The organism is Klebsiella variicola, assembly GCF_000828055.2.
Lineage (GTDB): Bacteria > Pseudomonadota > Gammaproteobacteria > Enterobacterales > Enterobacteriaceae > Klebsiella > Klebsiella variicola.
In genome coordinates this window covers 1,951,734-1,971,279 of the sequence record NZ_CP010523.2, presented here as the reverse complement: position 1 = coordinate 1,971,279, position 19,546 = coordinate 1,951,734, and the positions used below count along the sequence as shown (strand labels likewise).

Here is a 19,546-nt window from a genome sequence, read left to right as displayed (position 1 = left end):
CGATCACTTCACGCTAAAAGTGTATTGCCCTTTGGTTTTATGGCCGTCAACCGAGACCACATGCCATGCTACGGTGTACTCCCCCGGAGGCAACGTTTCCGCCAGGGGTAAGGTGACCTGAGCGGGGTTGTCAGCGCTGCGGGTCAGTTTACCGGCGGCTACCGCGTGCTGCTGCGGACCGGTGACGGTCACGCCGCTGAAGGCCGGTTCGATCCCTTCGGAGAAACTGAGCGTCAGCGTCTGAGGGGGCGCGGTCAGTTGGGCACCCGCGGCGGGGATCTGCTGTTGCAGGTGAGCATGGGCGAAGGCGCCTGCCGCGGTTAATATACCGGCAAACGCAACGGAGAGGCGCAACGCGCGTCCAGCGAGGAGTCGCATATTCGTCATTCCCTTTTGTTATGTCTGTAGGACAGAGAATAACCCTGTATAATGGCAGAGTCGAGCTAAGCGTCAGCGCCTCGACCGGGTTTACCAGCACACTGGAGTTAATAATGGAAAGAAATCTGGCCAAAATTTCGCAAGCTGAGATGGATAAGGTCAACGTCGATCTCGCCGCCGCCGGCGTCGCCTTTAAGGAGCGATACAACATGCCGGTGGTCGCTGATTTGGTCGAGCGTGAGCAGCCCGCCCATCTGCGCGACTGGTTCCGCGAACGACTGATCGCCCATCGGCTGGCCTCTGTCTCGCTTTCCCGACTGCCCTGGGAGCCGAAGCAGAAATAATGCGCGCCCGCCTGCTCCCCATCGGTTGGCAAGACCACCCAATTCCTTTACGCTTGTTGTTTTGCTCTGGAGCGAGCCATGCTGCGCGTCATTGATACCGAAACCTGCGGCCTGCAGGGGGGCATCGTCGAAATCGCCTCGGTCGATATTGTCGACGGGCGAATCACTAACCCGATGAGCCATCTGGTGCGTCCTGATCGGCCCATCACGCCGCAGGCGATGGCTATCCACCGTATAACGGAAGAGATGGTCGCCGATAAGCCGTGGATTGAAGAGATTATTCCGCATTATCTTGGCAGCCCCTGGTATGTCGCGCACAACGCCAGCTTTGACCGCCGGGTGCTACCGGAGATGAGCGGCGAGTGGATTTGTACCATGAAGCTGGCCCGCCGCCTGTGGCCGGGGATCAAATACAGCAATATGGGGTTATATAAATCACGTAAGCTGAATGTGGCGACCCCGCCGGGGCTGCATCACCACCGCGCGCTGTATGACTGCTATATCACCGCCGCGCTGCTGCTGGATATCATCAACGTTTCCGGCTGGACGCCTGACGAAATGGCCGATATCACCGGCCGCCCGGCGCTGCTCACCACCTTTACCTTCGGCAAATACCGGGGTATAGCGGTGGCCGAAATTGCTGAAAACGACCCCGGCTACCTGCGCTGGTTATTCAACAATCTCGACCGGATGAGCCCCGAACTGCGTCTGACCCTCAAACACTACCTCGGGGAATAATCGTCACACAGCCGCTTTTCCCGGCAGTGTCCCCTGCGCCAGGGCAATGAAAAAGGCATACTCCAGGGCCACCCCTTCATAGCTTTTAAAGCGCCCGGATTTGCCGCCATGGCCGGAATCCATATCAGTACAGAGCAGCAGCAGGTTATCGTCGGTTTTCAGTTCCCGCAGTTTGGCCACCCATTTCGCCGGCTCCCAGTATTGCACCTGGGAATCGTGCAGTCCGGTGGTGACCAGCATATGCGGATAAGCCTGCGCCCGGACGCCGTCGTAGGGGCTGTAGCTTTTCATGTAGTGGTAATAGGTTTCATCCTGTGGATTCCCCCACTCTTCAAATTCCCCGGTGGTCAGTGGAATAGATTCGTCCAACATGGTGGTCACCACATCGACGAACGGCACCTGGGCTATCACGCCATGAAACAGCTCAGGACGTTCGTTAACGGCCACGCCCATCAGCATCCCGCCGGCGCTGCCCCCCATGCCATAGCAGAGCTGCGGATCGCCGTACCCCTGGGCCAGCAGCGCGTCACAGACGTCCAGATAGTCGTTGAAGGTATTTTTCTTACACAGAAATTTGCCGTCCTCATACCACTGCTGCCCCAGCTCGCCCCCGCCGCGGACATGGGCGATGGCGTAGACAAAGCCGCGGTTGAGCAGGCTCAGCCGGCTGGCGCTGAAATCGGCATCGATACTCTCGCCATACGAGCCGTAGCCATAGACCAGCAGCGGATTGCTCCCTTTGCGGAAATGGTCGCGATGGTAGACCAGCGATACCGGAACCTCGACGCCATCGCGGGCGGTCACCCACAGGTGTTCGCTCTGGTAGCAGCTCGTGTCCAGCCCCTTCACCTCCTGCTGCTTGATAACCCGCCGCTCGCCGGTATCCATATCCAGTTCAAACAGGGTGTCCGGCGTGGTCATGGAGGAATACCCGTAGCGCAGTCGCGACGTTTCAGGTTCCGGATTATAGGCAAGCCAGGTGACATAGGCCGGATCGTCAAAGGCGATCCCTACCACCTCCCGGGTCTTGCGGTTAATTTGCCGCAGGCTGGTCAGGCCGCGCTGGCGCTCCTCGACGACCAGCCAGTCAGTAAACAGGGTAAATCCTTCGAGCATCACGTCGTGACGCGGCGGGATCAGCGTGGTCCACTGATCTTCATCGCGCAGCACAGTACGGTAGAGGCCAAAATTCTTCCCCTCCCGGTTGGATCGCAGATAGAACGCGTGCTGATAGTGATCGAGGCTGTATTCGTGATCTTTCCGCCGCGGCAGGAAGCAGACCGGCTCGGCGTCAGGGAGTTCGGCGTTGAGCAGTAATGCTTCACTGGTGGTGGCGCTGGAGAGATAAATCACCACGAACTGCTGGGAAGTGGTCTTATGTACGCTGACGTAGAAGGTCTCATCTTTTTCTTCATAGACCAGCACATCACTCTGCGCCGCGGTACCCACCGTGTGGCGCCAGACCTGATAAGGCAGCAGTGTGGTGGGATGTTTACGCACGTACCACACAAAGCGGGAATCATTGCTCCAGGCAAACCCGGAGGTAACATTTTCCAGGATCTCCGGGTACCATTCACCGCTGCTAAGGTTGCAGAAGCGCAGGCCATACTGGCGGCGGGAAAGATAATCCTCCGCCACCGCCATCAATTGGTTATTCGGCGCGACGCCCAGTCCGCCAAGGGTGTAGAACTCACTCTTCGCCGCCCGCTGGTTGCCGTCGAGCAGGATCTCCCACTCGTCCCACTCCTCTTTGAGCACCGACTGGCGCTGATAGATGGCGTATTCACAGCCCGGCTCGTAAACCTGACGGTAGCGAAAACCATTTTTACTGTAAGGGGCGGAGACTTCCCGTTGCGGAATGCGGTCGATAATTTCTTTCAGCAGACGTTCCTGCAGGCTGAGCTGCGAATCCATCACCCGCTTGCCATAGGCGTTCTCCGCGTGCAGGTACTCCAGCACGTCAGGTCGCGCGCGCTCATCGTCGCGCAGCCAGTAATAGTTATCGATGCGTGTATCGCCATGCAAGGTCATGGCGTGAGGGATCCGTTTGGCTTTAGGTGGCATGTTGTTCTTCTGCTGCTTTATCGTGACACAAGAGCATTCAGGTCACACGGCGGCGCCTGAATGATGACGTGTCTATAAGGGTGGCAAAAGACGCGGGCGATGCAAGCGAAACGTGATAATTTAGACGCTTAGCGCTTGTTTTTGTGACTGGATATCCTGTTCTATATCGGCCCGGACATCCTTTGGCAGTGACAAAGCGTCTCCCAGCGCGTTCAGATAACTGCGTTCCATAAAGTGGTCGATATCAATGACCGCGCAGCTGACGTAGTAGATCTCCAGTGCCTCCTGCGGATCAACGATGCCCTCCGCCAGACGCTGAGGATCCAGCGGTTGGGCCAGCGCCTGGTCGATCAGCACCCGGGCCTGAACGTCGATATTGGCCGCCCGCAGCTGGGCTTCAATATTAGCCCGTTCGTGGTCATCTATATGACCATCGCTCCTGGCGGCAAAAACCAGCGCGGTGATCAGTCGCACGCTGCGCGGATCAACATCCGCCGGCACGGCAGCCGGCGTGTTCGCCCCGGGGACAGGCGCGTTTTGAGCGCGCATCTTCTGCTGATACTTGTTCCATAACACCGTACCCGCCACCGCCCCACCGCCAGCCAGCAGCGCGCTGGTGCCGTACTTCGCCAGCAGTTTGCGTGAGGATTTACTGGCCACCAGCAACCCGGCCAGCCCGCCAATCGCGCCGGGCAGCAGTGCGCTCCCTTTTGACGACTCGCCTGTCGATGACGCGCCCTGCTGCCCGAGCAGCGACTGTAGTTGATTAAGCCAGTTAGCCATGGTTTTCCTCTCAGGTGATAAAACACTGCTATCAGCCTAAACGACGCGATGTCAGGAAATGTTAGATCTGGCTAAAGATGCGCAAAGGTGGGCGCGGCAGACAAATCCCTGCCCAGCAAGGCCATAGCTGGCTGCCGCCAGTCAGGCCACTTTCGCCTTACGCGCTTTGGTCGCTGGCGCCGCGGCGTCTTCCGCTGGAGAAGCCTCTTCTGCCGCCGACGGCGCGGGTGAGTCGTGCGCGGACGCATCCTGCTCCGGCAATCGGCCGACGCGCAGGATATGCTGCAGCGCCTCTTTTCGCTCTGCCAGCCACATCGCCATGGTGTCACGCTGGGCGTCATCCATCTCCAGCGGCGATGCCACCAGCCAGTCATTCAGCACCTCTGCCAGATCGAGCATTTTGTCGTAAGCGTCGGCCTCTTTTTTGCTGGCAAAAGACATTTTTTCCTCACCTTCGCGGATCACAACATATTTAATTTCAACCGCCATGCTGCAGCCTCTCAATACTGTATTTTTATACAGTATAACAAATTTCCTCTCCGGACTCAACTCACGCGCGTAAAGACAGACGCAAACGTTTTCGTTTATAATCGGCAGCATCTTTTTTTACTGCGGAAGAGAGTTATGACTGTATTAGGCACCGCGCTGCGCCCGGCAGCCACCAAAGTAATGCTGTTAGGTTCCGGCGAGCTGGGCAAAGAAGTCGCTATTGAATGTCAGCGTCTGGGCATTGAAACTATCGCCGTCGACCGCTACCCCGATGCCCCGGCGATGCAGGTCGCCCACCGCGCCCATGTCATCAATATGCTGCACGGCGAGAGCCTGCGCGCTCTGATTGAACAGGAAAAACCCGATTACATCGTGCCGGAGATCGAAGCTATTGCTACCGATACCCTGGTTGAACTGGAACAGGCCGGGCAGAAAGTAGTCCCCACGGCGCGGGCGGCTAAGCTCACCATGAACCGCGAAGGCATTCGCCGCCTGGCGGCAGAAGAGCTGCAGCTCCCCACCTCCAGCTATCGCTTTGCCGACAGCGAAGAAGGCTTCCGCGCGGCGGTCACCGACATCGGTTTGCCGTGCATCGTCAAACCAGTGATGAGCTCCTCCGGCAAAGGTCAGAGCTTTATCCGCTCGGCTGACCAGCTCAGCGAAGCCTGGCGCTATGCGCAGCAGGGCGGCCGCGCCGGCGCCGGGCGGGTGATCGTCGAGGGGGTGGTGAATTTCGATTTCGAAATCACCCTGCTCACCGTCAGCGCCGTCGACGGCGTGCATTTCTGCGCCCCGGTTGGCCATCGCCAGGAAGACGGCGATTACCGTGAGTCCTGGCAACCACAGCAGATGAGCGACCTGGCCCTCGAACGTGCCCAGGCCATCGCCCGCAAGGTAGTGCTGGCGCTGGGGGGTCATGGCCTGTTTGGCGTGGAACTGTTCGTATGCGGCGACGAGGTGATCTTCAGCGAAGTTTCCCCGCGCCCACACGACACCGGCATGGTAACGCTGATCTCGCAGGATCTCTCGGAATTCGCCCTGCACGTTCGTGCCTTTCTTGGACTGCCCGTCGGCGCTATCCGCCAGTATGGTCCGGCCGCTTCCGCAGTGATCCTTCCGCAGCTGACCAGTCAGAACGTCAGCTTTGGCCAGCTGCAATCGGCCGTCGGGGCTGGCCTGCAGCTGCGACTGTTCGGCAAGCCCGAGATTGACGGTACCCGCCGCCTGGGGGTGACCCTCGCCGTTGCCGATTCGGTTGAAGAGGCCGTAGCGCGGGCTAAAACCGCCGCCGCGGCGGTCATCGTCGAAGGATAGAGACAAAAAAACCCGGTCGCGTTGCCGCTGACCGGGTTGTCGACCCTGAGGCGCGGTTTACTTCGCGCCTTCCACCGCTTCACGCGCCAGGGTGGTGATGCGATCGTAGTCGCCGGCCTCCAGCGCGTCGGCTGGCACCAGCCAGGAACCGCCGATGCACAGCACGCTGTTCAGCGCCAGGTAGTCACGGTAGTTGGCCGGAGAGATACCGCCGGTCGGGCAGAAACGAATGTGGCCGAACGGACCAGCAATCGCCTGCAGGGCTTTCACGCCGCCGTTGGCTTCCGCCGGGAAGAATTTAAACTCTTTCAGACCATACTGCATACCCAGCATCAGCTCGGAAACCGTGCTGATCCCCGGGATCAGCGGAATGGTGCCGTCTTCGGTCGCCGCTTTCAGCAGGGATTCGGTCAGTCCCGGGCTGATAGCGAACTGCGCGCCAGCTTCCGTTACCGCTTTCAGTTGCTCGACGTTGGTGACCGTGCCCGCGCCGACAATCGCGTCCGGCACTTCTTTAGCAATCGCGCGGATCGCTTCCAGGGCGCACTCGGTGCGCAGGGTGACTTCCAGCACGCGCACGCCGCCCGCGACCAGCGCTTTCGCCATCGGTACCGCATGCTCCAGCTTTTTCACCACGATAACCGGGACAACCGGACCGGAGGTGAGGATTGCTTCTGCTGTTGTTTTCCAGTTTTTCATCAGGATTTTCTCTCGCCAGATCTAGAAATAAAATCGTCTTAAAAAGTGATGCAGGTTGCGCCCTGCTCCGCGCCAGAGAGCTTCTCACGCAGCGCCCCAAACATCTCCCGACCGGTTCCCACGCGCGACGCGCTGAGGTCAGGGATATGCGGCTGGCGCGCCGCCAGTTCGGCATCGTCCACCAGCAGCGTCAGTTCTCCCGTCTGCCCGTTCACGCGAATCACATCGCCATCGCGCACTTTCGCCAGCAACCCACCATCATAGGCTTCAGGCGTGACATGGATAGCTGACGGGACTTTACCGGAGGCGCCAGAGAGTCGGCCATCGGTCACCAGCGCTATTTTGAAACGGCGGTCCAATAATACACCAAGTGGCGGCATAAGTTTATGTAATTCTGGCATCCCGTTCGCTTTTGGCCCCTGATGACGGACCACCACCACACAATCTTTATCCAGCAGGCCCGCTTCAAAGGCCGGCAATACGTCGTGTTGGCTCTCGAACACCACCGCCGGCGCTTCAATCACCTGATTCTCCACCGGGACAGCCGAGGTTTTCATTACCGCGCGCCCCAGGTTGCCGCTCAGCACCTTGGTGCCGCCGTGGCGGGAGAACGGTTTCTCGAAGGTCGCGATGACCTGATCGTCAAGCGGCGCTGTCGCCCCTTCACGCCAGTCCAGCTCGCCGTTGTTGAGCCACGGCTCCAGGGTATAACGCGACAGACCAAAGCCAGCGACGGTGTGAACATCCTCATGCAGCAGGCCGCCTTTCAGCAGCTCGCGCACCAGTACCGGAACGCCGCCCGCCGCCTGGAAGTGGTTGATATCCGCCGGGCCGTTGGGATAGAGGCGCGCCAGCAGCGGCACCACGTCTGACAGGTCGGAGAAATCGTCCCAGTTAATGATGATCCCCGCCGCGCGGGCCATCGCCACCAGGTGCATGGTATGGTTGGTGGAGCCACCGGTCGCCAGCAGCGCCACGATGCCGTTGACCACCACTTTTTCGTCGAACATTTTCCCCAGCGGCATCCACTCGTTGCCATTGCCGGTCATGCGGGTGACCTGGCGTGCGGCAGCGGCGGTCAGTGCGTCCCGCAGCGGGGCATCCGGATGGACGAAGGACGAGCCCGGCAGTTGCATGCCCATAAACTCGACCACCATCTGGTTGGTGTTCGCCGTCCCGTAGAAAGTACAGGTCCCCGGCGCGTGATACGAGGCAGCTTCAGACTCCAGCAGCGCCATACGATCCACTTTACCTTCCGCGTACAGCTGGCGAATGCGGACCTTCTCTTTATTAGCCAGGCCGCTGGCCATTGGACCGGACGGAATAAAGACCGACGGCAGATGGCCGAAAGAGAGTGCCGCCATGGTCAGGCCGGGGACAATTTTATCGCACACGCCGAGGTATAGCGCGCCATCGAACATGTTATGCGACAGACCGATAGCGGCGGACATGGCGATCACTTCGCGGCTCAGCAATGAGAGCTCCATACCGTCCTGCCCCTGGGTTACGCCGTCGCACATTGCCGGCACGCCGCCGGCCACCTGGCCGACCGCATTGGCGCTATGCAGCGCTTTACGGATGATGTCCGGATAGTGTTCGTAGGGCTGGTGAGCGGACAACATATCGTTGTAGGAGGTAATGATGGCGATATTGTTGCGCAACATGCTTTTCAGAGAGGCTTTGTCGTCAGCCTGACAGGCCGCGAAACCGTGAGCCAGATTGCCGCAGGCCAGTTGCGCACGATGCACGGTGTCGGTTTTGGCCTGGTTAATCCTTGCGAGGTAAGCCGCGCGGGTGTCACGCGACCGTTCGATAATGCGATTTGTTACCCGTAACATTGTCGAATTCATAAAGGCTCCTCAAATTTGTATCTGTCCGGCCGCTGCGTGATGACGTATTTTTGTGCTAAAGGCCACCAACACCAGCGCTCAGGGGCAAAATGTCTGAAAGCAGTGTAATAAAAAAAGCCCCGTGGGTGAATCCTCATGGGGCTTAAAAGATTAAAAAGCGTGCGACTTTCTGCGTCAGATCATGTTACCGGTAAAATAACCCTGACGGATTAGGCGACGAGCTTACTCGAACTCGTTCCATGAGCGGCCGTCACGGGTGATCATCGCCACCGACGCAACCGGTCCCCAGGTCCCTGCCTGATACGGTTTCGGCGCATCGCGGTCGGCAGCCCAGGCTTCGGTGATGGAATCCACCCATTTCCACGCCTCTTCCACTTCATCACGGCGCACGAACAGCGCCTGGATACCGCGCATGGTCTCCAGCAGCAGACGCTCATAAGCATCGGCCAGGTGCGTCTGGTTGAAGGTCTCGGAGTAGCTCAGATCCAGCTTGGTGATCTGCAGATTATGCTTATGGTCGAGGCCCGGCACTTTGTTCAGCACCTGGATATCCACCCCTTCGTCCGGCTGCAGACGAATGGTCAGCTTGTTCTGCGGCAGCTCCTGCCAGGTCTCTTTAAACAGGTTCAGCTCCGGAGTTTTGAAGTAAACCACTACCTCAGAGCATTTGGTCGGCAGACGTTTGCCGGTGCGCAGATAGAACGGTACGCCGGCCCAGCGCCAGTTATCGATATCGACGCGGATCGCCACGAAGGTTTCGGTGTTACTGGTTTTGTTGGCGCCCTCTTCTTCCAGGTAACCCGGGACTTTTTTGCCCTGGGCAAAGCCGGCGGTGTACTGGCCGCGAACGGTTTTCTCACGCACGTTGGAGCGATCAATGCGGCGCAGGGATTTCAGGACCTTGACCTTTTCATCACGGATGCTGTCGGCGCTGAGATCGGACGGCGGTGACATGGCAATCATGCACAGGATCTGCAGCAGGTGGTTCTGGATCATGTCGCGCATCTGCCCGGCCTGGTCGAAGTAACCCCAGCGCCCTTCAATACCCACCTCTTCCGCGACGGTGATTTCGACATGGTCGATAGTGCGGCAGTCCCAGTTATTGACGAACAGAGAGTTGGCAAAGCGCAGCGCCAGCAGGTTGAGGACCGTCTCTTTACCGAGGTAGTGGTCGATACGGTAGACCTGGCACTCTTCAAAAAACTCGCCGACCTGGTCATTGATTTCACGCGAGGTTTCCAGCGAGGTACCCAGCGGTTTTTCCATCACCACGCGCGCAGGCTTGGCATTGAGCTTCGCTTCGCCCAGACCTTTGCAGATCGCGCCAAAGGTGCTCGGCGGCATGGCGAAATAGTTGATGGTGACACGGTTCTGTTGATCCAGCATCTCACCCAGACGCGTGAAGCCGCTGGTGTCATTGACGTCAAGATTACAGAACTCCAGGCGTCCGCTCAGGGAATCCCACAAACCCTCATCAATTTTTTCCTTCATGAAGGTTTCCAGCGCTTCGCGCACGACTTTGGTGTAAGCCGCTTTATCCCAATCGGCACGGCCGACGCCAATGATGCGGGTGTCGGCGTGGATCTGGCCCGCTTTTTCAAGCTGATACAGGGAAGGCAACAATTTACGTCGCGCCAGGTCGCCCTTCGCGCCGAAAATGACCAGGTCGCATGCCTGGGCCGTTTGCGTTACCGCCATGTCATTCTCCTCAGTTGATAGTCTGGTGCTTCTGCCAGGCTATATTTGTAATTTTCTTACACTGCACTGTACTGTGTTTACGTATTTCCCGAAAGCCTTCCCCTTCGTTTGCGGCGGTAAAACCGCACAGGGTGAAAACATTCGGCGATGATTTGGGCATCTGGCTGATATTGTTCGTTGTTTGTACCTGTTTCAGGTCAGTAAAATACGACTCTGATCATGTAATGAAAAAAAACAACATTATTTCACGTCATTCCTCACCGCTTGCGCTTGCGGAGGGGTATATTCTTGCTAAAACGCCCGATGATTTCACCCATTAATGAAATCGTTTCCATTGATGAGCGCCCTGTTACTAATGAACATGCTGGAAAAAATCCAGTCCCGACTGGAACACCTTAGCAAATCTGAACGCAAAGTGGCGGAAGTGATCCTCGCCACCCCCGCGCAGGCCATTCATTCGAGCATCGCCGCCCTCGCCCTTGAGGCCGGGGTGAGCGAACCGACCGTCAATCGCTTCTGCCGCAGTCTCGAAACCCGCGGGTTTCCTGATTTTAAACTGCACCTTGCCCAGAGCCTCGCGCACGGCACGCTCTATGTTAACCGGAATGTTGATGAAGACGACAGCGTTGAGTCATACACGGGAAAAATATTCGAATCGGCCATGGCGAGTTTAGATCAGGTCCACCATTCTCTCGACATGTCGGCGGTGAATCGCGCGGTGGATCTGCTGACTCAGGCCAAAAAATCGCCTTTTTCGGCCTCGGTTCCTCGGCGGCGGTCGCCCATGATGCGATGAACAAATTTTTCCGCTTTAACGTGCCGGTCATCTATTCCGACGACATTGTCCTGCAACGCATGAGCTGTATGAATTGCGATGACGATGATGTGGTGGTGATTATCTCACATACCGGAAGAACCAAGAGCCTTGTGGAGCTGGCGCAGCTGGCCCGTGAAAACGATGCCATGGTGATCGCCCTCACCTCCGCCGGTACCCCCCTGGCCCGGGAAGCCACGCTCGCCATCACCCTCGATGTGCCGGAAGATACCGACATCTATATGCCGATGGTCTCCCGTCTCGCCCAGCTGACCGTCATCGACGTATTGGCGACGGGGTTTACGCTGCGTCGAGGGGCAAAATTCAGAGATAACTTGAAGAGGGTCAAGGAAGCGCTGAAGGAATCGCGTTTTGATAAAGAACCGTTCGTACCCAGTGATAATCAATAAAAGTTGATAACAAGCAGTACCCCATTACACCTTCGATAACGATCCGGCTGTGCGACGTTGCAGGCTGGCGCTACCGAATCCATGTTCACGCAACACCAAAGTTGTATCAGTCAACGGAGTATTACATGTCCAGAAGGCTTCGCAGAACCAAAATCGTTACTACCTTAGGCCCGGCAACTGACCGCGATAACAACCTGGAAAAAGTTATCGCCGCGGGCGCAAACGTAGTGCGTATGAACTTCTCTCACGGCACCCCGGAAGATCATCAGCTCCGTGCCGACAAAGTGCGTGAGATTGCGGCAAAACTGGGCCGTCACGTGGCCATCCTCGGCGACCTCCAGGGACCAAAAATTCGCGTATCGACCTTCAAAGAAGGCAAAATTTTCCTCAACGTCGGCGATAAATTCCTGCTCGACGCTAACCTTGGTAAAGGTGAAGGCGACAAAGAGAAAGTCGGGATCGACTACAAAGGCCTGCCGGCGGATGTCGTGCCGGGCGATATCCTGCTGCTCGACGATGGTCGCGTGCAGCTGAAAGTCCTCGAAGTTCAGGGAATGAAAGTGTTTACTGAAGTGACCGTCGGCGGTCCGTTGTCTAACAACAAAGGGATCAACAAGCTGGGCGGCGGTCTGTCTGCCGAAGCGCTGACCGACAAAGACAAGGCCGATATCGTCACCGCCGCCAAAATCGGCGTCGACTACCTGGCGGTCTCTTTCCCGCGCTGCGGCGAAGACCTGAACTACGCCCGTCGCCTGGCGCGCGATGCCGGCTGCGATGCGAAAATCGTCGCCAAAGTTGAGCGTGCGGAAGCGGTCTGCGATCAGGATGCGATGGACGACGTGATCCTCGCCTCCGATGTGGTCATGGTTGCGCGCGGCGACCTCGGCGTCGAAATCGGCGATCCAGAGCTGGTGGGTATCCAGAAAGCGCTGATTCGTCGTGCCCGTCAGCTGAACCGTTCCGTCATTACCGCCACCCAGATGATGGAGTCGATGATCACCAACCCGATGCCGACTCGTGCTGAAGTCATGGACGTGGCCAACGCCGTGCTGGATGGTACCGATGCGGTGATGCTCTCTGCGGAAACCGCTGCCGGTCAGTACCCGTCGGAAACCGTGGCCGCGATGGCGCGCGTGTGTCTGGGCGCCGAAAAAATCCCCAGCCTCAACGTCTCCAAACACCGTCTGGACGTCCAGTTTGACAACGTAGAAGAAGCGATTGCTATGTCGGCGATGTATGCCGCCAACCACCTGAAAGGCATCACGGCCATCATCACCATGACCGAATCGGGCCGCACCGCGCTGATGACCTCGCGCATCAGCTCCGGTCTGCCGATTTTCGCCCTTTCCCGCCACGAGCGCACCCTGAACCTGACCGCACTCTACCGCGGGGTGACCCCGGTGTTCTTCGACAGCCAGAATGACGGGGTAGCCGCTGCGCACGATGCCGTCAATCTGCTGCGGGACAAAGGCTACCTGGTCTCTGGTGACCTTGTGGTCGTTACCCAGGGTGACGTGATGAGCACCATCGGCAGCACCAACACCACCCGTATCCTCACCGTCGAGTAAGCCTCGGTGTCGACCTGCCAGCGATGCGCTGGCAGGTTTTTTTTTGCCCACTATCTGGCAGATTACACCACCCAGCTCAACAACAGCGTCGCGGCGATCACCGTCGACGCCCCGCCGATCCGCGTCGCAATCTGGGCAAACGGCATCAACCCCATCCTGTTTGACGCCGAGAGGATGGCCACATCTCCGGTTCCTCCAAGGCCGCTATGGCAGCTGGTCACGATAGCGGCTTCCACCGGATACATATTCAGGCGAGCAGCGATAAAGAAACCGCTCAGCGCCATGGCAATAACGATGGAGCCGCAAACCACGACGTAACCAACGGAGAAGACCGAGACCACGCTCTCCAGCGGCACATACAGCATGCCCAGGCCGATCATCAGCGGCCACACCAGCGCGGCGGAGACAAACTTGTAGCAGCTGTGCGCCCCCAGCTCCATCGCCGCCGGGATAACGTTGGTATATTTGCAGAAGACGGCCGCCAGAATCATCAGCACCGGCCCGGGAATATGCACCACCTTCTCCAGCAGACCACCGACGATGAAAAATGCACAAATCATCAGCAACCCGGCGCCCATCAGCTGAAAATCGGTGGGCTGGGTACTCTGATGCTGCGCAAAGACGCTATTATCGTCATGGCTGCGGATCAGCATCCCATTGCCGGAGAGCGCCGGACGACGTGCGCCCATGCGCGCCAGAAAACCAGCGCAGATAATGGCGAAAATATTCCCAACCACCGCGGCCGGCGCCAGCTGGGCAACATAGACATCAGGTGTTTGCCCGAGAATGGCCGAATAAGCCAGCGACAAAGGCAGGATCCCTTCGCCGATGCCGCCGCCGATAATCGGCACGATGATAAAAAAGAAGGTGTGGTAAATACTGTAGCCAAATAAGCTGCCCACCAGCAGGCCGGTTAATATTGCCGCCCCGGTCCCGGCCACCAGCGGGACAAACATACGCACCATCCCCTGGATCAGAATAGTGCGGTTCATTCCCAGAATACTCCCGACAACCAGACAGGCGATGACGAAATAGAGGAGATTGGCCTCTTTCATCAGCAAGTGCACAGTATCGAGCGTATGAGCTTCAAACACGCCAAAGTAGACCAATACTGAGGGCATCATCAGACACAATATGGCCGGCCCGCCAATGTCTTTTAGTACTGGCACCATGCGGCCAATCTTAGCCAGCGCGAATCCCAGGGTCATAATGACCGCCAGTCCGCCAATCATATTTTTCGGCAGCAGGCCCGCGCTCGCAGAGAGCGCGACGATCGCAGCGATACCAATAAAGAGCGTTAACGGTACGGCACCAACGTCGATATTGGATAAAAGTCGTGTCGATTGGCCGTTCGGTTGCGTTTTATCTATCGGGTGGTTGAGTGAATTATTTTCCATATTTTTACCTGAATGATAAGGAGGTAGCGTAGGGTAGTAACGCAATATTAAAATTTGCGTAGCAACATAAATGAAATAGCACTAAACACCGGCTCACCAAAATACACTCAAAACGGTAGCACAGGCGTTTAAAACAAAAAATGACAAACGGATTTCTTCTGTTGGCTTTGTGACTAAACTATAAAATTGATTTTAAGTAATTTAATTTATCGTCATAAAGCTAAAGTTTTCATCAATGGTGAAATTTAAATGCCATAGATACAACCCCATGATTTAACCCTGTTTTCTTTATTTGTAAGTAAAGTATCCGAGACGAAATTATTTAAAGGCAGGCGACTGTGATGACTATCACCTTTTAAATATTTCGGGATCGCTAGATTGGCGACACAACAACCCGATAAAATATGTCAGGACATCTTATGCCTTCACTACTCTTACAATCTCTTTTCCCATTGGTATTTATCATGCTGCTGGGATGGCTTAGCGGTAAACTAGGCTATACCCGGCGCGAGGATGCCTCCGTTCTGGCCACGGTGGTGATCCGCTTTGCGCTTCCGTTCCATCTTTTTATCGGCGCGTTAAATACCCATCCCGATAAAATTAAAAACTTCACCTTTATGGCGGTGTTAGTCATTGGCCTGATGGGGTCCTATTTTCTCACGCTGCTGATCTCACGCTATGTTTTCCGTCATGATATTAAAACCAGCGCGATTCAGTCGCTGGTTTGCGCCTTCCCCGATATGGCCTACTTTGGCGCGCCCGTGCTGGCGGTACTGATAGGTCCGGAGGGTTTTCTCGGCGTACTTATCGGAAACCTGGTGACCAGCGTATTGATGATCCCCCTGACTATTATCCTGATTCGCATGGGAGACAAGCACCGGAGCGCGGATGAACCCCAGCTTCACGCCGGGCAGCTGATCCTGCAAAACCTACTGAAGGCCGTGAGAAACCCCATCGTCTGGATCCCAATTTCCGGCGTATTGCTCAGCCTGGCGGGAGTCCAGCTGCCACCTATGCTCAGTATGCCTATTGAAATGGTGGGTAAAATCGCCGGCGGTCTGTCACTGTTCGCCCTGGGACTGCTGTTTTACGGCGAACGCCCGACGGTCAATATTCAAACCTGTACCAATATCAGTATCAAAAATCTGATCCAACCGGCAATGATGGCCCTGGCCGGACTGGCCTTTGGGCTCAGTCATACCTTAATGCAACAGGTTATTATCATCGGCGCGACGCCTTCCGCCATCGCGGCAGGGATGTTTGCGCTGCGCAGCGATACCTATATTGAGCCGGCCTCATCCTCTATTTTGCTGGGTACCGCCATCGGCGTCGTCACCGAAGGCATCATGATTTATCTCATTTCGTAATCACGGAAATAAAACACCAAGACATCAGGCAATGTTTTAATTTGATATTCAGGAGTCATCCAATGTTAGCCACAGAAACCTTATACACTCCCTATAACGGTGCCGTCCTGCTGGAAAATCCGTTATTAAATAAAGGCCTTGCTTTTACCGAAAGTGAACGCACGGCATTTAATCTTCAGGGACTGTTACCCCATAATGTTGAAACCATTGAAGAACAAACCGAGCGCGCATGGGGCCAGTTTTGCCAGTTCAAAAAGAGTATTTCGCGCCATATCTATCTCAGGAATATTCAGGATACTAACGAGACATTATTCTATAACCTGCTGCGTAGTCATATGAAAGAAACGCTGCCGGTGATCTATACCCCGACGGTGGGTGAAGCGTGTGAACATTTCTCAGAAATATATCGCCGGGGACGCGGTTTGTTTATTTCCTGGCCCAACCGTCACCAGATTGACGAAATGCTGCAGGGATTTTCCCGCAATGATATCAAAGTCATTGTGGTGACCGATGGCGAGCGCATTCTGGGGCTGGGCGACCAGGGGATTGGTGGCATGGGGATCCCCATTGGCAAACTCTCGTTATATACCGCCTGCGGGGGCATTCACCCGGCATCCACGCTGCCTATCATGCTAGATGTCGGCACCAACAACCCGCAGCATCTGGAGGATCCGCTGTATATGGGCTGGCGCCATCCGCGCATCAGCGACGAGCAGTACCTGGAGTTTATGGACATGTTTGTCCATGCCATTCAGCAACGTTGGCCGAATGTATTACTTCAGTTTGAAGATTTTGCACAAAAGAATGCCACGCGACTGCTCAACCGTTATCGTCACCAGCTGTGCTGTTTTAACGATGATATCCAGGGCACCGCCGCCGTGACCTCAGGGACGCTGATCGCCGCCGCGGCCGCGGCCGGGACGCCGATCCGCGACCAGCGGGTAGTTTTCCTTGGCGGCGGTTCGGCCGGATGCGGCATTGCGGAAAAAATCATTGCGCTGATGGTGGATGATGGGCTTTCGCAGGAGGAAGCACGCCGCCGTATCTTTATGGTTGACCGCTTTGGCCTGCTGACGGATGAGATGCCCAATCTGCTCGATTTTCAGCGCGACCTCGTCACGCCGCGAGCCAGTATTGCCCACTGGGATACCGAGTCCGCCCAACTGTCGCTGATGGATGTCGTACGCAACGTCCACCCTACCGTACTGATTGGCGTGTCTGGTCAGCCGGGGTTGTTTAGCGAAGAGATAGTGAAGGAGATGCATCGGCACTGCCCGCGTCCGATTATTATGCCGCTCTCTAACCCCACCTCCCGGGCCGAAGCCCAGCCGAAGGATTTGCTGGAGTGGACCCGGGGAAGCGCGCTGATCGCCACCGGCAGCCCGTTCGAACCCGTCTTCTACGACGGCAAAACCTACGATATCGCTCAGTGCAACAACGCCTATATTTTTCCCGGTCTGGGGCTGGGGATCCTCGCCAGTAAAGCGCAGCGCGTCACCGAAGCGATGCTGATCACCTGCAGTAAAACCCTCGCAGCCCACTCGCCTTTGGCGAGCCGTGAAACCGGTGCTTTACTGCCGCCGGTTGAAGAGATCGAAATGATTTCCCGGGCTATTGCCGCAGAGGTCGCTCGCGCCGCGCAGCGGGACGGCGTTGCGCCGCAGATTGACGAGGCACAGCTGGCGGCGAATATCGATAAAACCTTCTGGCGAGCGCGCTACACCGCCTATAAACGATCGTCATTCTGATCGTCATTCCTCAACTCATCTTGCGGGAAGCCGGCTGGCTTCCCGCCACACCGGGGAACCACGCATGTTCAATGTGCTGATCGTCGATGATGATCCCATGGTAGCCGACCTGAACCGGCTGTTTATCAGCCGGGTAGCTGATTTTCACTGCTGCGGGGTGGCGGCGACGATCGGCGACGCCAAAGCGATGCTAAGCCATCTGGCGCAGGTCGATCTACTGCTGCTGGATGTCTATATGCAACAGGAGAATGGCCTGGACCTGCTGCCGGCGCTTCGCGCAGATGGGCGGAATATTGACGTCATCATGATGACGTCTGCCGCCGATACGCTCACGCTACAAACGGCGCTGCACTATGGCGTGGTGGATTACCTGATTAAACCGTTTCAGTTTTCGCGCTTTGAGGAGGCCCTGCAGGCATGGCGCAAAAAGCGTGAGGTGACGCAGGCGAAATCCTGTTACGCCCAGGCGGATATCGACACCCTGCTGCGCCGCGGGATCCCGCAACAGGAAAGCGCCCGCCGCCTGCCGAAAGGGCTGACGCCGCAAACCCTTCGCCTGGTGTGCCAGTGGATTGACGACCATCAGGCGCGCGATTTTTCGACAAACGAGCTGGCGGCGGCGCTGCAGATATCCAGGGTGTCATGCCGTAAATACCTGATTTGGCTGGAGCAGATAAACGTGCTCTTCACGACCAATCACTACGGTATCACTGGCCGCCCGGAGTATCGCTACCGGCTTGTCGTCGAGAACCTGATGTTACTGACGCAATATAGCCAGTGAGCCAGGAACGCCCACTGGCTCTCTTTTAGACTACTTCTTTGGGAACAGCTCTTTGCGTTTGTAGGGCTCGATTTCACCCGGCTTGCGCGTTTTCAGCAGCTTCAGGATCCAGGTGTACTGCTCGGTGTGCGGCTTAACAAACACTTCCACTTCTTCGTTCATCCGCCGGGCGATCGTCGTATCGTCTGCGTCCAGCAGGTCGTCCATCGGCGGGCGGACCAGCACCGTCAGGCGATGCGTTTGGCCATCATAGACCGGAAACAGCGGTACGACGCGGGCGCGGCATACCTTCATTAAACGGCCAATCGCGGGCAGCGTCGCCTTGTAGGTGGCAAAGAAATCCACAAATTCACTGTGCTCAGCGCCGTGATCCTGATCGGGCAGATAGTAACCCCAGTAGCCCTGGCGCACCGACTGAATAAACGGTTTGATCCCGTCGTTGCGCGCGTGCATACGCCCGCCAAAACGACGGCGCACGGTATTCCACACGTAATCAAAGACCGGGTTACCCTGGTTGTGGAACATCGCCGCCATCTTCTGCCCACCGGAGGCCATCAGCATCGCCGGGATATCCACGCCCCAGGCATGCGGAACGAGGAAAATCACTTTCTCGTTATTACGCTGCATCTCGTCGATGATCTCTTTCCCCTGCCAGTCGACGCGGGCAAGGATTTTCTGCGGATCGCGCAGGCCCAGCTCGGCCATCATCACCATCGCCTGCGGCGCCGAGGCATACATGGCGTCGATGATCGCTTCCCGTTCGTGCTCGCTTTTTTCCGGAAAACAGTAGAGCAAATTAATCTGCGCCCGGCGCCGCGAGCTTTTCGCCAAACGCCCTACGAAGCGGCCGAGTTTTCCGAGGATCGGATCGCGAAAGGAAGGCGGCGTCAGCGCGATGCCTGCGAAGGCAAAGACGCCCAGCCACGCGCCCCAGTAGCGCGGCAGTAAAAAGGATTTCTCAAACTTAGGGATAAACTCAATATTATTTTTTTTCGTTTCCATGCCCAATCCGCAGGTCGACTGCTTAATCAAGATAATGGGATAGTGTAGCGAGACGTTAGGTAACCTACAAAAGAAAAAGCCGGCGCCCTGGGGCACCGGCTT

Annotated in this window: 17 protein-coding genes and 1 pseudogene; 8 read left to right on the top strand and 10 right to left on the bottom strand. The window is 56.9% G+C overall.

Going from position 1 to position 19,546, the window contains the following annotated elements; translation table 11 throughout:
* Positions 1-3: 3 nt before the first annotated feature.
* The gene (yobA, locus tag SP68_RS09240; protein WP_008804269.1) at positions 4-378 is read right to left on the bottom strand and encodes a CopC domain-containing protein YobA; all 375 of its coding nucleotides are present in this window, start codon (positions 376-378) and stop codon (positions 4-6) included.
* Positions 379-491: 113 nt separating this feature from the next.
* Here yobA and SP68_RS09235 point away from each other — a divergent pair, with 113 nt between their 5' ends.
* On the top strand, positions 492-722 hold the full coding sequence (locus tag SP68_RS09235) for a DNA polymerase III subunit theta (protein ID WP_012541260.1): 231 nt from the start codon (positions 492-494) through the stop codon (positions 720-722).
* Between the two features lie 78 nt (positions 723-800).
* Positions 801-1,460 (top strand): exodeoxyribonuclease X, encoded by a 660-nt coding sequence (exoX, locus tag SP68_RS09230; protein WP_022066251.1) that lies wholly within the window; start codon positions 801-803, stop codon positions 1,458-1,460.
* A 3-nt stretch (positions 1,461-1,463) separates the two neighbouring features.
* Here exoX and ptrB read toward each other — a convergent pair whose 3' ends face one another.
* The 3 genes from ptrB to SP68_RS09215 all read right to left on the bottom strand — a co-directional run bounded on the left by ptrB (position 1,464) and on the right by SP68_RS09215 (position 4,796).
* Positions 1,464-3,524, bottom strand: a complete 2,061-nt coding sequence (gene ptrB / locus SP68_RS09225; protein WP_012541258.1) for an oligopeptidase B — start codon at positions 3,522-3,524, stop codon at positions 1,464-1,466.
* A gap of 120 nt (positions 3,525-3,644) precedes the next feature.
* Positions 3,645-4,307, bottom strand: a complete 663-nt coding sequence (locus SP68_RS09220) for a tellurite resistance TerB family protein (RefSeq protein ID WP_012541257.1) — start codon at positions 4,305-4,307, stop codon at positions 3,645-3,647.
* Positions 4,308-4,448: 141 nt separating this feature from the next.
* The gene (locus SP68_RS09215) at positions 4,449-4,796 is read right to left on the bottom strand and encodes a YebG family protein (RefSeq protein ID WP_012967680.1); all 348 of its coding nucleotides are present in this window, start codon (positions 4,794-4,796) and stop codon (positions 4,449-4,451) included.
* 135 nt (positions 4,797-4,931) lie between these two features.
* Between SP68_RS09215 and purT the strand changes: the two genes are divergently transcribed.
* Positions 4,932-6,110, top strand: coding sequence for a formate-dependent phosphoribosylglycinamide formyltransferase (purT, locus tag SP68_RS09210; RefSeq protein ID WP_012541255.1), 1,179 nt, complete (start codon positions 4,932-4,934; stop codon positions 6,108-6,110).
* 57 nt (positions 6,111-6,167) lie between these two features.
* On the opposite strand, the gene SP68_RS09205 is transcribed toward purT, so the two are convergent.
* The 4 genes from SP68_RS09205 to SP68_RS26310 form a co-directional block, all read right to left on the bottom strand.
* Complete coding sequence (locus tag SP68_RS09205) at positions 6,168-6,809, bottom strand: bifunctional 4-hydroxy-2-oxoglutarate aldolase/2-dehydro-3-deoxy-phosphogluconate aldolase (protein ID WP_002911423.1); 642 nt, start codon at positions 6,807-6,809, stop codon at positions 6,168-6,170.
* A 38-nt stretch (positions 6,810-6,847) separates the two neighbouring features.
* Positions 6,848-8,659 (bottom strand): phosphogluconate dehydratase, encoded by a 1,812-nt coding sequence (gene edd / locus SP68_RS09200; protein ID WP_008804261.1) that lies wholly within the window; start codon positions 8,657-8,659, stop codon positions 6,848-6,850.
* A 222-nt stretch (positions 8,660-8,881) separates the two neighbouring features.
* On the bottom strand, positions 8,882-10,357 hold the full coding sequence (gene zwf, locus SP68_RS09195; protein ID WP_008804260.1) for a glucose-6-phosphate dehydrogenase: 1,476 nt from the start codon (positions 10,355-10,357) through the stop codon (positions 8,882-8,884).
* Positions 10,358-10,367: 10 nt separating this feature from the next.
* A complete protein-coding gene (locus tag SP68_RS26310; protein WP_004145554.1) occupies positions 10,368-10,517 on the bottom strand; it encodes a hypothetical protein in 150 nt (49 codons plus the stop codon).
* Between the two features lie 195 nt (positions 10,518-10,712).
* Between SP68_RS26310 and SP68_RS09190 the strand changes: the two are divergent.
* Positions 10,713-11,581: pseudogene (locus tag SP68_RS09190) on the top strand (MurR/RpiR family transcriptional regulator).
* A 125-nt stretch (positions 11,582-11,706) separates the two neighbouring features.
* The gene (gene pyk, locus SP68_RS09185) at positions 11,707-13,149 is read left to right on the top strand and encodes a pyruvate kinase (RefSeq protein ID WP_002911440.1); all 1,443 of its coding nucleotides are present in this window, start codon (positions 11,707-11,709) and stop codon (positions 13,147-13,149) included.
* A 62-nt stretch (positions 13,150-13,211) separates the two neighbouring features.
* On the opposite strand, the gene SP68_RS09180 is transcribed toward pyk, so the two are convergent.
* Positions 13,212-14,546 carry a 2-hydroxycarboxylate transporter family protein gene (locus SP68_RS09180; protein WP_008804257.1) on the bottom strand — a complete coding sequence of 445 codons (1,335 nt, stop codon included), beginning with the start codon at positions 14,544-14,546 and terminating at the stop codon, positions 13,212-13,214.
* A 419-nt stretch (positions 14,547-14,965) separates the two neighbouring features.
* Between SP68_RS09180 and SP68_RS09175 the strand changes: the two genes are divergently transcribed.
* The 3 genes from SP68_RS09175 to dcuR all read left to right on the top strand — a co-directional run bounded on the left by SP68_RS09175 (position 14,966) and on the right by dcuR (position 18,442).
* The gene (locus SP68_RS09175) at positions 14,966-15,913 is read left to right on the top strand and encodes an AEC family transporter (RefSeq protein WP_012541253.1); all 948 of its coding nucleotides are present in this window, start codon (positions 14,966-14,968) and stop codon (positions 15,911-15,913) included.
* 62 nt (positions 15,914-15,975) lie between these two features.
* The gene (locus SP68_RS09170; protein ID WP_012541252.1) at positions 15,976-17,661 is read left to right on the top strand and encodes an NAD-dependent malic enzyme; all 1,686 of its coding nucleotides are present in this window, start codon (positions 15,976-15,978) and stop codon (positions 17,659-17,661) included.
* A gap of 64 nt (positions 17,662-17,725) precedes the next feature.
* A complete protein-coding gene (gene dcuR, locus SP68_RS09165; protein ID WP_016161392.1) occupies positions 17,726-18,442 on the top strand; it encodes a two-component system response regulator DcuR in 717 nt (238 codons plus the stop codon).
* Between the two features lie 30 nt (positions 18,443-18,472).
* Here the strand turns inward: dcuR and lpxM are convergent, their stop codons facing one another.
* Positions 18,473-19,444: a lauroyl-Kdo(2)-lipid IV(A) myristoyltransferase gene (gene lpxM, locus SP68_RS09160; RefSeq protein WP_008804253.1), complete on the bottom strand. Its 972-nt coding sequence runs from the start codon at positions 19,442-19,444 to the stop codon at positions 18,473-18,475.
* Positions 19,445-19,546 lie beyond the last annotated feature (102 nt).

Bases quoted from the DNA above. Each gene is read 5' to 3' on its own strand.
- purT (WP_012541255.1), top strand. From the start codon at position 4,932: ATGACTGTATTAGGCACCGCGCTGCGCCCGGCAGCCACCAAAGTAATG.
- dcuR (WP_016161392.1), top strand. From the start codon at position 17,726: ATGTTCAATGTGCTGATCGTCGATGATGATCCCATGGTAGCCGACCTG.
- exoX (WP_022066251.1), top strand. From the start codon at position 801: ATGCTGCGCGTCATTGATACCGAAACCTGCGGCCTGCAGGGGGGCATC.
- SP68_RS09180 (WP_008804257.1), bottom strand. From the start codon at position 14,546: ATGGAAAATAATTCACTCAACCACCCGATAGATAAAACGCAACCGAAC.
- ptrB (WP_012541258.1), bottom strand. From the start codon at position 3,524: ATGCCACCTAAAGCCAAACGGATCCCTCACGCCATGACCTTGCATGGC.
- zwf (WP_008804260.1), bottom strand. From the start codon at position 10,357: ATGGCGGTAACGCAAACGGCCCAGGCATGCGACCTGGTCATTTTCGGC.
- SP68_RS09220 (WP_012541257.1), bottom strand. From the start codon at position 4,307: ATGGCTAACTGGCTTAATCAACTACAGTCGCTGCTCGGGCAGCAGGGC.
- SP68_RS09175 (WP_012541253.1), top strand. From the start codon at position 14,966: ATGCCTTCACTACTCTTACAATCTCTTTTCCCATTGGTATTTATCATG.
- SP68_RS26310 (WP_004145554.1), bottom strand. From the start codon at position 10,517: ATGCCCAAATCATCGCCGAATGTTTTCACCCTGTGCGGTTTTACCGCC.
- SP68_RS09215 (WP_012967680.1), bottom strand. From the start codon at position 4,796: ATGGCGGTTGAAATTAAATATGTTGTGATCCGCGAAGGTGAGGAAAAA.
- yobA (WP_008804269.1), bottom strand. From the start codon at position 378: ATGCGACTCCTCGCTGGACGCGCGTTGCGCCTCTCCGTTGCGTTTGCC.
- pyk (WP_002911440.1), top strand. From the start codon at position 11,707: ATGTCCAGAAGGCTTCGCAGAACCAAAATCGTTACTACCTTAGGCCCG.
- SP68_RS09205 (WP_002911423.1), bottom strand. From the start codon at position 6,809: ATGAAAAACTGGAAAACAACAGCAGAAGCAATCCTCACCTCCGGTCCG.
- SP68_RS09170 (WP_012541252.1), top strand. From the start codon at position 15,976: ATGTTAGCCACAGAAACCTTATACACTCCCTATAACGGTGCCGTCCTG.
- lpxM (WP_008804253.1), bottom strand. From the start codon at position 19,444: ATGGAAACGAAAAAAAATAATATTGAGTTTATCCCTAAGTTTGAGAAA.
- edd (WP_008804261.1), bottom strand. From the start codon at position 8,659: ATGAATTCGACAATGTTACGGGTAACAAATCGCATTATCGAACGGTCG.
- SP68_RS09235 (WP_012541260.1), top strand. From the start codon at position 492: ATGGAAAGAAATCTGGCCAAAATTTCGCAAGCTGAGATGGATAAGGTC.